Origin of the sequence: Oceanobacillus sp. J11TS1 (assembly GCF_018333215.1) — a bacterium.
In the GTDB taxonomy this organism is placed as follows: Bacteria; Bacillota; Bacilli; order Bacillales; family Amphibacillaceae; genus Oceanobacillus.
The window spans coordinates 169,647-182,737 of the sequence record NZ_BORO01000001.1 but is presented as its reverse complement, the minus strand read 5'-3'; the positions used below and the strand labels follow the sequence as shown (position 1 = coordinate 182,737).

Sequence of the window (13,091 nt, the reverse complement as noted above, 5' to 3'; positions counted from 1 at the left end):
GGTTTTTAACGACGCAACTTTTCCTTTACACCAAGACCTTGACGTCTATTTCAGTTACCTGTTCTACATCTTCCATTTCTTGATCTTGAGCAAGTTCTTTTGAGTTCAAATTGAAACCACTTTCCTCCAGCTCTTCTGTTTCTATTTGCAGGGAAGGCTCTGTCTTATAATGGTCTTGCAGGGTATCTATATTTTCTAATTCTTTGCCGGTATCAGGTGTGCCATTATCCTTAAACGGATCTTCCGTTTTCTCTTCAAATTCAGATTCACCCGCTTCTATTTGCTGAACACTTTCTATATCTTTAGGCATTTCCGATTCTAATGGCTTATCTAACCCTTGGGCCAACTTGGGCTTATCATCTTTTATAGGCTGATCCTGCTGCAGATTGATATCTGATTCTTCTTGAATTGTATCCGTTTGTTGATCTTGTGCGTTCTCTTCCTCTACGTTCAGCTTACCATCTCTATTCTCATTATTTTCTTGTTGTTTAAACGGGATTTTTTCTTTTTCATCAGTAGAATCATCTATCTCCGAGCCAGACTTATCTTGTCCATAAAAAAAATCAATAATAGCGCAATCTTCTGAGTCTGTCTTAGTGGAATCCACTTGTTCTACATCCCTGTTTGCTAATTCAAGAGCCATCATTTCATTCATTGATTTATTTTGATTTTGGGCAAGTTCATGGATTTCCTCTGGAATAACCAAAGTAGAAACATTCCAATCCGGGAGTGACTCTATGTATGGGGTGATTTCCGAATGGAGTTCCTCTGTGTTTTCTTTATCCTCAGAACTAATTCCTAACAGCATTGTTTTATGATCTGCAAAACCTTGGTTTTCACTCTCATCGACAATATTGGCTAAAACACGATTGACAGGCTCATGCTCGAGTTCTTCTACCTCTTCTATCAATTGGTCTGCAGATTCATTTAGTGCACTGACATTTGTTACGATTAAATCGTCGTTGACTTCCAGTTCAATACTAGGATCTATATCAATAGCCACGTAGGCGTGTATTTCACTATCATTCCATGCTTTAATCAGAGGATAGCCCACTAGCAGCAGGATCAAGACAACCATTGCCGATATTCTTATGGATATGTGAAACTTTGCCCAATATTTATCTAAAATCGAGGTTTTATACATCGGCCGGAATATAACTTCATCGCCTACTTCTGCTTTCTCTGTTAAAATAATTCCCTTCTCAAAACCACCATTTTTAGAAAGTAAAATGGCATATTTGCGATGGATTTCCATCACAATTCCTTTTTTCATTCCTTCACATCCTTGAGGTAGTCCTTAAGGTAATCCTTAAGATAAACATATTCGTTACTCAAAACAATAAAAATAGCTATAATAAACTTCCGATTCCGTTCTAATGTTTTTTTGCTTACTTCTACTTTCTTTAATAATTTTTTAATTGGCAGCTTCTTTTTGCGATAGACATATTCACTTAACTGCGTATCCTGATATAAGATGTAAGCTACTCTTATGGCGGACTCTCTAGCATCTCTATGTTTAGGTGATACCTTCGTCAATTCTTCCAGTGTAAGTCGATAGGTCTTTAACTTCTCCCTAAATAAAATAATTTCTTCCTTCCTTTGGACGTTCTCTGCTTCCGTTTGATGCTTTTCCTTTGCAGCAGCAATAACAAGAGGGTTTTCCATCTGTTCTTCCTCATTCATCTCATCTAAAGACAACAGGGGGAGACGCTTTTGTTGGTAGCGGATGTAATCAATTACTTTTCTTTTTACAACAAGCTTTGCAAAAGATAGGAAGGAACTGCCTTTATCCGATTTATAGGAAAAAATAGCATCGTTAAATGCCATTAATCCAACACTGAATTCATCGTCCTTCTTCGGATCAATATAACGTTTGCACACCTCTGAAACACACTTAGCGATAAACGGTTTATAAGTCTGTAGTAGTTCATTTTGTAATACGATATCACCTGCCTGAATTGCTTCTATTTTTTCTTCAATAGGGGTATCTGTTAATTGCTTCGTCATCATCATTTTTGGAGACCCCCTACGGCTATATAATTCGAATTTGTTATTATTTTTTCGGGTTTTGAATCTATATTTATATCATGTTTTTTTCTGTTCATTGTATTCATATCTAATAATCACCATTTTTGTCTTTCATTTTATTTATATTATTGGTTAGCGTATTGGTAGTATATATGCATGCTTTTCCATGCTATACCACCAATACTACCCTATCTTTAAAACAGTTACTTCACAAACGAATAACATTTCATTTAAATTAATATGACGAAAATCGACAACTTTGTAAACTAAATTTAAGAATAGTTCTTAACTCATAGACAGATTGGAGGTCACATAATTAGATTTTTATTCTCCTAAGCCAAAAACCCCATAAACACAGCATTAACAAAAAAAGCATTTTCCGCTTATCTTTGCCTGATAAGCGATAAAATGCCTTTATTTGGTATATTTATTTTTGCGCACTAATCAACTTTAGCTTGATTTAAGTGATAAAATACTTCCTCTTCGTTCTTAAATGGCGTTGCCTGTTCAAATCCTTCCACTGAATCGTCTATATATACATCTTTCTCAAACCAATCTACTGAAGTTACTTGGTCCGTCCGATAAAGATACAAATTATTCTCTACATAACTCTCATTGCTGTTGACAACAAGATATTGTATTTTTCCACCTTCCGTTAAGATAACATTATCTATCGTACCAATTTTCCCATCCTTAGCGTGTACTCTAAACGTTATAAATTCGTCTATACTCCTAAGATTATCCATTTGTTTTTCAGGTGCTTCTAAATCAGGTTCAGGCGGTACAACGCTTTGATTTGCTGCATCATTTTCACTTGTTTTCATTGGACCATGATCTGAGTCTAAAACAGCATTTTCTTTATAACTATTCCATCCAAAATAGTCTACAACCGCCTCTTGATAGGAAGAAATTAAATTATCATTTTCTGGAACTTTGGGGCTTTCTCGAATCGTTTCCTTATCCCTATCCACCTTCATGTAGCCTTCATTCATATTAATTTCTTGTTTTACATGAAAAGGTAAAAGAACTTTCTTACTTGGCAGCCATTTTCTTGTATCGACAATAATAAAGCGTAATTGCCATTCATCATTAAAGTATAAATCTTTTATTTTTCCAATTTCTCCATCCAGTGCATAAATATTTAAATTTGTTAATGTAGAACTTAGAAACATGAAAACACCTCCGTAAAAGGTTTTATTGTTAAATTCCCTTTTATCAAGAAGTTAAACAAATCCTATTCTTTAAAATAACTTATTGGAACATATAAACCGACACGGCCTTCTTCATCATGATTCAGGGTTGCGAAAATAACACCTATCACATTCCCTTCTTCATTCATTACAGGACTGCCGCTATTCCCACGATATACAGGAGCTTCGATCATCATAACTTCCCTGTCCCAGCTGGATAACTGCAAAGGACCTATCACCGTACCTTCATTTGCTATTCCATTAAAAAATAATGGATTACCTATAAATCGAATGTCATCCCCTTGTTCGACTGGTGCGTTTTCATCTAAAGTAAGATCAGGCAGATTCTCTCCAATAACTTTAACCACTGCTAAATCAATCTCAGGATATTCTTCCACTACTTCTCCTTCAAATAAACCAGCTTCCAGGAACGCAACTGTAACACTTTGATAGCCTTCAATGACATGATAATTCGTTAACAGGCTTCCATCTTCAGAAATAGCAAATCCCGTTCCTTTACTGCCATTTGTTTCTATAACAACCACTGCTTCTTTATTCGCTGCTATTTGTTCATCTTGCGATAGACGACTAGACACTTGAAGGAAATCGATAGCAGGAATTGAAATCACCTTTGGAAACATAGAAATGATATAAAATGTCATCAGAAAAGCTATCAAGATTGCCAGAACTTTTGGTAAGCGGCGTTTTGGCTCCGCTTCCTTCATACGTGCTTTTTCCAATGCCTCTATTTTAGCTTTCATAACAAGGTTATACATTTCTTCCTCATCGAGGTCTTCCATTAAATCGTCGTCCATCTGTTTCTTTTTGCTACCTGGTTTTTTCAATGTCTAGCCCCCTCTCCATTGCTATAACTCCATACTTTTATTTTAACAAATTAGAAAACTTGACGTATACCTTCGTTGCACGCATTAGAGGAATAGTAGTAGTTTTCTTTTCCATAAAACAAGCTCACCTATCCCGGACGATATTACCGTATAGATGAGCTTTAGCTTTATCCTATTAGTCTTACACACTTACCTTCAAGGAACCTTGTTGCATTTGATACATCTGGTAATATTGCCCTCGTTCAGCAATCAGTGTATCATGGTTTCCTTTCTCTATAATCTTTCCTCTATCCAAGACAATAATTTGATCTGCCTGTTGAATCGTTGATAATCGATGGGCAATAACAAGCGTGGTTCTTCCTTGTTTCAGCACCTCTAATGCATGTTGAATCATCAGCTCTGTTTCTGTATCAATATTCGCTGTTGCTTCATCTAAAATTAAAATGGCAGGGTCAAATGCAAGCGCTCTTGCAAATGAGATTAGTTGTCTTTCTCCCAGTGAGTAGGTCGATCCATTTTCTGTCACTTCTTCATCATAAGTTTTAGGAAGTTTTTCAATAAACCTGTCTGCTCCAACTGCTTTTAAGGCAGCAATTGCCGTTTCTCTACTTATTCGTTTATCTTGCATCGTAACGTTCGTCAAAATAGTACCAGAGAATAGAAATGGATCCTGAAGTACTATTCCCATATGGCTGCGTATCTGCTGTCTCGATAAAGTTGACGTTTCCATACCATCTATCTTAATTTTTCCTTTTTGCGGATCATAAAAACGGAAAAGCAAATTCATAATAGAGCTTTTACCAGAACCTGTATGGCCTACAAAAGCCGTTGTTTGACCAGCATCTACTTTAAAAGTAATATCCTTTAAGACATAATCTTCTTTCTGATAAGCAAAAAATACATGCTCGAAGGAAATTGTTCCTCTGTATTTGGCAATCTCGCTATTATCCGTATTTTCATGCGAATGATCTAGAAGCTCAAATACACGGCTCCCAGCTACTCTCGCCTGCTCAATTAAGGGAAGCTGATTGACAATATCTGTGACTGGTTCAAATAATCGGTTAATATAATCAACAAAAGCATACAGAACACCAATGGAAATAACACTTGTCATATTAAAAGAAGAAGATCCAAAATACCAAATAAATCCAACAAATGTTACATTACGAAAAACGGTTACCAGGTTATAAGAAGTTAGAGCGCTTAAACGAATCAACTTCTTTTGGTACGTATAATTACGCTTATTTAATACTTCAAAATCCTCTTTCATTGCCTTTTCTCTATTAAAGGCTTGAATAATTGGCATTCCTTGAATAGCTTCATTGATATTTCCATTAATTTGACTGATTGTTTGTCGTATTACTTGGTTGTACTTACTGCCAAAATACTTATAAAACCGCATCCATCCATATAATAAAGGAATAATAAGTAAACAACATGCAGCAAGTCTCGTATCCAAAATAAATAAAGCAATAAAGATTCCACCCATATATATCAGACTGGTAACGACTATGGATAAAACGCGTTCATATAAATCACGAATAGCTTCTGTATCGTTCGTAATCCTTGAAACGATAGAACCAGCTGGCTGATCAATATAATAATTAATTGGTATACGCTGTGTATGTGCAAATAAGTCGGTTCGCATCTGTTTTACAATCTGATTCGCTGACTTTTGCAATAAAAATGTCTGGTAAAACTGAAAAACACCGGCGATTATTAATAAAACCATATATAACACTAATAGGCCTATAATTGGTGCTTTTTCCGGTTCAAAAAATGGATACGCCTCTTGAACAGATAACCGATCTCCCACAGCATGAATCACACCATCATTTAATTCAATGGTAAGTTCTCCATCATTCATTTCTCTCTGCCCTGTTAATGGCAACTCACCTTCAAAAATATAATAAGAAAAACCAATCTGTAATAATGTGTAACTCTCTCCTAAAAGCGTATCGTCATCTGAAATACGATCCGATCGTTTTAATGATTGCCCACGATAGGAAGCTGTTGTGGAGTCAGTCGTTTCTACTGCCTCCCAATGTCCTTCTACACCAAGAATATGGTTATCAATAACTCGTTTAGCGATGAGAGGTCCTGCTAACTCCAATGCTACAGCTATTATTAAACAGATTAGACCAATGATAATTCCTTTCTTATATTTTAAAGCATATTGAAATAATCGTTTCTCCGTACTTTTCATCTTTTACACCTCCTCATCTTCCATTTGTTGCTGGACATATTGCGTGTGATACCAGCCTTTTTCTTTCATTAATTGCGCATGCGTTCCTTCTTCAGCAATTTCGCCATCCTCTAGGACAATGATGTGATCTGCATGTGTAACAGCCGATAAACGGTGTGCTGCAATAAATGTTGTTTTATTTTTTCTTTCTTCTTTTAAATGAGTAATAATCGCAGCTTCTGTCTTACCATCCACGGCTGATAGGGAATCGTCTAAAATAAGAATTTCAGGGTCTTTAATAAATGCCCGGGCAAGTGCCACGCGTTGTTTTTGACCACCTGATAAGGTAATACCGCTTTCACCAACCTGTGTATCCAATCCTTCAGGCAGTTGTAAAATGTCACTTGCGAAATAAGCAAGCTCCAATGCTCGAAATATTTCTGCATCGGTTGCAGCTTCTTTACCAAATTGAATATTTTCCCTGATCGTTTTGGAGAACATCATTTGATCTTGAGGTACATAACCAATCCATTCACGAATCTGCTTTAAAGGAATCGTTTCTATGTTCACTCCTGAAATCATTATTCCCCCTTGTACATCCGGATACTGTCTTAGTAATAATTTAAATAGCGTTGTTTTACCTGCACCTGTTTTCCCAACAACACCAATCGTTTCTCCTACTTGGACATTTAATGAAATTCCTTTTAATGCTTTTTCAGCAGTATTTGGATAATGAAATGATACGTTTTGCAGAACGAGCCCTGTAACATTGGCCACTTCTTTCGGCTCCAGCACATCCCGAACATCCGGCTGGTACGATAATGTTTTGTTGACACGATCTAAGGATGCATTTCCCCGCTGTAAAATATTGATTAATTCACCTACTGCAAACATCGGCCAAATCAACATTCCTAGATAGACATTAAAGGTAACTAAATCGCCTAAAGTCAAGCGATTCTCGAATACAAGCAGGGCACCATAGCCAATACCAATTGTATACGATAGGCCTACCAATATTTTCATCGTTGGTTCAAATAAAGCATCAATTTTAGCAACTTCCATATTCTTGGCGTACACATCATTTGTCATATCCCCAAATCGCTCTTTCTCTTGTTCTTCTTGGACAAACGCACGAACAACACGAACACCGCGAATTGATTCTAAAACGCTATTATTCATTTCTCCAAAAGCTTCTTGCGCCTTGGTGAAACGACGATGAATAGCACTTCCATAAAAATTCATAATGACGGCCATTATCGGTAAAGGCAATAAAGCTGCAAAGGTAAGAGGCCAGCTAATCGTTAATCCCATTACAGCAATAATCATTAGCATAAATATACTTGAATCTACCAATGTCAACACACCAAAGCCAGCTGTCAGACTAATTGCTTTTAAATCGTTCGTCGATCTTGCCATTAGATCTCCTGTCCGATATTTCCCGAAAAACGTTGGTGACATAGATAAGAAATGCTTCATCAATTTACTTCGCATCCAGCGTTCTAAAATAACTGCCCCGCCAAAGAGCGTATAATCCCATAAAAAAGAAATAATATAATGCACGATAAGCAATACGATATATCCTGCAATAACTGCCGTTAGAATTTGCGCAGTTAATGTCTCGAATTGAATATGATCAATAATATACCCCACCAATTTTGGGGGAATTAATCCGACCGCACTGGCAAGAATTAATGCAATAATCGCAAATGTGTATCGTTTCCAGTAATGCGCAAAGAACCAGTTTAATTTCTTAAAAACCGCAAACATTTTTTCACCCGCTTTCTATGTAGTATCCTACATCTGAAACATCATTTCCCGTTGAATTTGTTTACATCCGATTTTCATTGTTAAATAAGTGTGAACTTCATCTTTTTGAACAACCTCTTTTAGGCATCAAAAAAAGCATATACCAGCTGATGGCATACGCTTATAACATCCTACTTATCCCTAATTAGCTAGCCACATGGAAAAAACTGCGGCCAAAACGCATTTATCCCTGACGAATCAAGAAAAAATGCACCACTTTGATGGAGGCCACAAAATCATATTCTGTTTTGTTTGATGCGTTTGATTCATTTGGTTAATTTGATGCTGTAAGTTAATCATTTTGTGTACCCTCCTTTTCTCATTTATTTGAAAATTGAATGCCTTATCATTATATATTTTTCAAAATAACAAGTCAATGATTTTTTAAATTTCAATAAAATTATAGAGAATTATTTATTATTGAAATTCATTTTCATATATTCATTTGACCATTTTCAACACACTTTTTTATTTTCATATTTTATTATTCATGCTATATTTTTATTTAAGGAGATGAAGGAAATGAACTTAGACCAACTTTTAGATTTCAACAAAAAATTTGTAGAAAACAAAGACTATGAAGTTTATGCAACCGACAAATTTCCAAATAAACGCATGGTTATATTTACGTGCATGGATACACGTTTAGTGGAATTACTTCCAAAAGCATTAAATATCCATAACGGAGATGTCAAAATGGTGAAAAACGCCGGTGCAATTATCCGTAAGCCATTCGACAGTGCTGTGAAAAGCTTATTAGTGGCTATTTATAGTTTAAAAGCAGAAGAAGTCGTTGTCATCGGGCACCACGGCTGCGGGATGACCAATGTAGATACAGAGGAATTGCAACAATCCATGGTTGAACGCGGGATCTCAGAGGAGACCTTACATACGCTAGAACATGCTGGTATTAATCTTCACAAAGAATTTCATGGATTCGAAAAGGTTGAGGACTCCGTATCTCAAAGTGTAGGGATTATCCGTAACCACCCGCTCCTTCCAAAAGGAATTAAAGTACATGGTCTTGTTATTGACCCGGAAACAGGAAAATTAGACGTTGTCACAAGAGAAGACTAAAAAGCGAAAGCTCATTCATTTTTATAGTGAATGAGCTTTTTCTATTAATCACCTATTTTTTTGAACAGATTCAATAATTTCAATTACTTTATTTCGTGATTCCTCACTTTTATATTTTTTCATTTCGTCAAGCATAACTGGCGCAGCATCTTTTAATGCAACTGCTTCATCAATAAGCTGCTTTGTTGTTAACGTCTCTTCTTCGAGCACTTTGGCATAGTTTTTCTTTTTAAACGAGTTTGCATTAATGATCTGATCACCCCTGCTGGCACCGCGGGAAAGCGGAATTAACAGCATCGGCTTTTGCAGAGCTAGAAATTCAAAAATAGCATTTGATCCAGCACGCGAAACAACAAAATCTGTTGCTGCAAAAATATCTTTTAACTCATCATGTACATATTCAAATTGTGCGTATCCTGGTACTCGTAAAGACGAATCTACTTTGCCGTTTCCACAAATATGAATGATTTCAAAATGCTTCAATAACTCGTCTAATGCTTCTCGAATGGTAGCATTTATTTTTTCAGAGCCGCCGCTTCCGCCCATAATTAAAAGAACAGGTTTCTCCCCTGATAACCCAGCAAATGCTAATCCTGCTTTTTTATTTCCGTTAAATAATTCATCACGGATAACTGCACCAACATAAGCGGCTTTTTTTTCAGGAAGATATTTCATTGTCTCTGGAAATGTTGCCAACACTTTTTTAGTAAATGGAATCGATAGTTTATTCGCTAAACCGGGCGTGAAATCGGATTCGTGAATAACAGATGGAATTCCTCTTAGTTTTGCAGCAGCAACCACCGGTACAGATACAAATCCGCCTTTTGAAAAAACAACAGAGGCTTTTCTTTTCCCTAAAATGCGATAAGCCTGCATTGTCCCTTTTAATACCTTAAACGGATCTTTAAAATTTTCTTTGGACATGTAACGGCGTAACTTACCAGTAGATATTGGATGATAGGTTACTCCCTCCAACTTTCCAATCAAGTTTCGTTCAATTCCTTCATAGGAACCGATATAATCTACTTCATAACCTTTTTCTTGATAATATGGTATAAGTGCTAAATTAACTATGACATGACCGGCAGTGCCGCCGCCAGTAAATAAAATACGTTTATCCTTTTTCTTTTTCATGGATCATCTCATCCTTTCCCAAATCATTATATCAGCGTATAATTACCAATGCACCTATTAATTTATGTTACAAATTGAATTCTTAAATGTTAGGAAAGATAATTATGTACGAAACAACGAATCGAATACAAAAAATCAAACTATTTATTATAATCATGCTGCCGATTCTTGTTACTCAAGTCAGCATTAACTTAATGAATTTTTTTGACACGGTAATGTCGGGACAATCCAGTGCAGTAGATTTAGCTGGTGTAGCTATTGGATCAAGCCTTTGGGTTCCTGTTCTAACTTGCGTAAATGGTATTGTTTTATCGATTACACCAATTATTGCACAGCTTATTGGCGCAAAGGATAAAAAAGATATCCCGCAAGTTATTCAGCAAGGAATTTATCTTTCTATCGGTTTATCTTGTGTTATTATCCTTGCTGGCTTTTTTCTCTTAGAGCCTATTTTACAGATGATGCGTTTAGAACCGGGTGTTCATCACGTAGCAAAATATTATTTAGTCTCGCTTGCTACAGGGATTATACCATTATTTATTTTTCACACCGTTCGAAGTTTTATGGATGGGCTGGGACAGACAAGAGCTTCTATGATTATTATCTTAATTTCCTTGCCAATAAATGCGCTGTTAAATTATATCTTTATTTTCGGCAAGCTAGGTTTACCAGCGTTCGGCGGAATTGGGGCAGGAATCGCAACCAGCATTACCTACTGGTTAGTCAGTATCATAGCTTTATATATGATACACAAAGTTGCTCCATTTCGATCTTATCAAGTGTTTCACATTCGGTTTAGACCCCGTCCTTCTTATTGGATAAGCCAATTAAAAATTGGACTTCCTATTGGATTAGCAATGTTTTTTGAAACAAGTATTTTCTCCGCAGTAACAATTATGATGAGTATCTATGACACAAACACCATCGCAGCCCACCAAGCTGCAATGAATTTTGCTGGATTGTTGTACATGCTGCCACTCAGTATCGGGATGGCACTTACGATTGCTGTTGGTTTTGAGATAGGAGCAAAAAGATTCGATGATGCCCGTTCTTACACGTATCTTGGAATAACCGGCGGGATTATTATCTCTTTATTTGCCGGAATTATTTTATTTGTTTTCGATGGAACGGTTGCCCGGCTATATCATACAAATCCAGAAGTCATTGCATTAACGAAACAATTTATTCTTTTTGCGATTTTTTATCAACTCGCAGATGCAATCGGAGCACCCATTCAGGGAGCTTTAAGAGGTTATAAAGATGTCAATGTCACATTGATTCTTGCCTTAATCTCCTATTGGGCAATTGGACTACCGACTGGATATTTGTTTGCGAATTATACAAGTTTTGGAGCTTTTGGTTACTGGATTGGCATTATTGTCGGTTTAAGTGCCGGTGCTATTGCCTTGCTGTTCCGCTTACTATATATCCAAAATAAAGCAAAACAAACTTACCAGCAGAGACAACGTTAATGTCCCCTTGAGGCTAGATATAGAAAAACACCATGAACCGCAAGTTCATGGTGTTTTTCATTCATTTTATAAGAATAAGCCAACAATTGTTGCAGAAAGAATAGATACTAAAATCGATCCTGCTAATAGCTTCATCCCAAATTTTGAAACGATAACTGCTTTTGCATTGTCAATTCCTTTTACCGTACCCGCAATAATACCGATAGACGAGAAATTAGCAAAGCTTGTTAAGAATACTGTTACAATACCCACTGTTTTTTCTGACATTTCACTTACTAGCGGTTGAAATTGTAACATTGCTACAAATTCATTTGTTACAATTTTCGTCCCCATAACCGCACCTGCTTCAAGGACTTCTCCTGGTGCAATTCCCATAAGTATGCCTAACGGAGCAAAAACATAGCCAAGGATCTCTTCCAAGGTTACCCCTGCAAAGATAGCTTGAATAACCCAGTTTACCAGTGCTAAGGACGCGATAAATGCCATTAACATCGTCGCAACAATTAACGCAATTTTCCCGCCTTCTAACGCACCATTACCCATTGCTTCAAAAATACTTTTATCATTACTAACATCTTTGATATCTACTTTATCTTCCTCTTTAGGAACATTTACCGGTGCAATGATAGAAGCAATCATTAAACCGCTTAACATATTCAATGGCAGTGCCACTAAAACGTATTTGGGCGGGAGCATGAGGAGATATGACCCCACAATAGATGCAGATACAGAACTCATTGCAGATGCACAAATAATATAAAGCCGATTTTCTGATAAATGATGAAATTGAGAACGAATCGCAATAAGTGCTTCTGACTGACCAAAGAAAATACTATTTACACCATTAAATGATTCAATTCTTGGCAGCCCTGTAATTTTTGAAATAGCCGCTCCAATATATTTAATAATAATCGGAAGAATTTTTAAATAGGTTAAGACAGAAAGCAATGTTGAGAAAAAGATAATTAATAGTAGTACGTTAAAGAAGAACACTCCGCCTTCATCTAACTGAAATCCGCCCACTACAAATCCAATACCTTCTTGTCCAAATTCAATTAACTTATTGAATACATTAGAAACCCATTCAATAACTTTAGCACCGATAGTGGTTAAAAACATAAACCATGTGATCAGCAACTGTATGACCAGCATAATGCCAATACCCTTAAAATTGATTTTCTTCTTATCATTCGACATTAAGAACGCCAGGCCGAATGAGACTATAATTGCGAGAATACCTAAGAGAATATCCAAGCTCCTACCTCCTTTTATATTAAAGCGCTTTATTTATGTATAAGTTAGTTTTTACATTTTCGTTATATCCCATCCTTATACAAGTTGTTCCCTGCAACTA

General features: G+C 36.3%; 10 protein-coding genes. 2 read left to right on the top strand and 8 right to left on the bottom strand.

Annotated features, from left to right (window positions below; translation table 11 throughout):
- Window positions 1–25: 25 nt before the first annotated feature.
- From KI343_RS00870 to KI343_RS00845, 6 genes are all read right to left on the bottom strand, one after another.
- Window positions 26–1,273 carry an anti-sigma-I factor RsgI family protein gene (locus KI343_RS00870; RefSeq protein WP_212924539.1) on the bottom strand — a complete coding sequence of 416 codons (1,248 nt, stop codon included), beginning with the start codon at window positions 1,271–1,273 and terminating at the stop codon, window positions 26–28.
- Complete coding sequence (gene sigI, locus KI343_RS00865) at window positions 1,270–2,013, bottom strand: RNA polymerase sigma factor SigI (protein WP_212924538.1); 744 nt, start codon at window positions 2,011–2,013, stop codon at window positions 1,270–1,272. Before sigI ends, KI343_RS00870 begins: the two co-directional genes overlap by 4 nt.
- Before the next feature lie 455 nt (window positions 2,014–2,468).
- The gene (locus tag KI343_RS00860) at window positions 2,469–3,200 is read right to left on the bottom strand and encodes a PRC-barrel domain-containing protein (RefSeq protein ID WP_212924537.1); all 732 of its coding nucleotides are present in this window, start codon (window positions 3,198–3,200) and stop codon (window positions 2,469–2,471) included.
- A 62-nt stretch (window positions 3,201–3,262) separates the two neighbouring features.
- On the bottom strand, window positions 3,263–4,063 hold the full coding sequence (locus tag KI343_RS00855; RefSeq protein WP_306432529.1) for a S1 family peptidase: 801 nt from the start codon (window positions 4,061–4,063) through the stop codon (window positions 3,263–3,265).
- Between the two features lie 181 nt (window positions 4,064–4,244).
- On the bottom strand, window positions 4,245–6,269 hold the full coding sequence (locus KI343_RS00850) for an ABC transporter ATP-binding protein (RefSeq protein ID WP_212924536.1): 2,025 nt from the start codon (window positions 6,267–6,269) through the stop codon (window positions 4,245–4,247).
- A 3-nt stretch (window positions 6,270–6,272) separates the two neighbouring features.
- Window positions 6,273–8,015: an ABC transporter ATP-binding protein gene (locus KI343_RS00845; protein ID WP_212924535.1), complete on the bottom strand. Its 1,743-nt coding sequence runs from the start codon at window positions 8,013–8,015 to the stop codon at window positions 6,273–6,275.
- Between the two features lie 561 nt (window positions 8,016–8,576).
- Between KI343_RS00845 and KI343_RS00840 the strand changes: the two genes are divergently transcribed.
- On the top strand, window positions 8,577–9,131 hold the full coding sequence (locus KI343_RS00840) for a beta-class carbonic anhydrase (protein WP_212924534.1): 555 nt from the start codon (window positions 8,577–8,579) through the stop codon (window positions 9,129–9,131).
- A 48-nt stretch (window positions 9,132–9,179) separates the two neighbouring features.
- On the opposite strand, the gene KI343_RS00835 is transcribed toward KI343_RS00840, so the two are convergent.
- Window positions 9,180–10,265, bottom strand: a complete 1,086-nt coding sequence (locus KI343_RS00835; protein WP_212924533.1) for an undecaprenyldiphospho-muramoylpentapeptide beta-N-acetylglucosaminyltransferase — start codon at window positions 10,263–10,265, stop codon at window positions 9,180–9,182.
- Between the two features lie 104 nt (window positions 10,266–10,369).
- Between KI343_RS00835 and KI343_RS00830 the strand changes: the two genes are divergently transcribed.
- Window positions 10,370–11,737 carry an MATE family efflux transporter gene (locus KI343_RS00830; RefSeq protein ID WP_212924532.1) on the top strand — a complete coding sequence of 456 codons (1,368 nt, stop codon included), beginning with the start codon at window positions 10,370–10,372 and terminating at the stop codon, window positions 11,735–11,737.
- 66 nt (window positions 11,738–11,803) lie between these two features.
- Here the strand turns inward: KI343_RS00830 and KI343_RS00825 are convergent, their stop codons facing one another.
- Window positions 11,804–12,991 carry a NupC/NupG family nucleoside CNT transporter gene (locus tag KI343_RS00825; protein WP_212924531.1) on the bottom strand — a complete coding sequence of 396 codons (1,188 nt, stop codon included), beginning with the start codon at window positions 12,989–12,991 and terminating at the stop codon, window positions 11,804–11,806.
- Between the last annotated feature and the right edge of the window lie 100 nt (window positions 12,992–13,091).

Excerpts from the sequence above, each read along its gene's own strand:
- KI343_RS00870 (WP_212924539.1), bottom strand. The coding sequence starts at position 1,273 with ATGAAAAAAGGAATTGTGATGGAAATCCATCGCAAATATGCCATTTTA.
- sigI (WP_212924538.1), bottom strand. The coding sequence starts at position 2,013 with ATGATGATGACGAAGCAATTAACAGATACCCCTATTGAAGAAAAAATA.
- KI343_RS00860 (WP_212924537.1), bottom strand. The coding sequence starts at position 3,200 with ATGTTTCTAAGTTCTACATTAACAAATTTAAATATTTATGCACTGGAT.
- KI343_RS00850 (WP_212924536.1), bottom strand. The coding sequence starts at position 6,269 with ATGAAAAGTACGGAGAAACGATTATTTCAATATGCTTTAAAATATAAG.
- KI343_RS00845 (WP_212924535.1), bottom strand. The coding sequence starts at position 8,015 with ATGTTTGCGGTTTTTAAGAAATTAAACTGGTTCTTTGCGCATTACTGG.
- KI343_RS00840 (WP_212924534.1), top strand. The coding sequence starts at position 8,577 with ATGAACTTAGACCAACTTTTAGATTTCAACAAAAAATTTGTAGAAAAC.
- KI343_RS00835 (WP_212924533.1), bottom strand. The coding sequence starts at position 10,265 with ATGAAAAAGAAAAAGGATAAACGTATTTTATTTACTGGCGGCGGCACT.
- KI343_RS00830 (WP_212924532.1), top strand. The coding sequence starts at position 10,370 with ATGTACGAAACAACGAATCGAATACAAAAAATCAAACTATTTATTATA.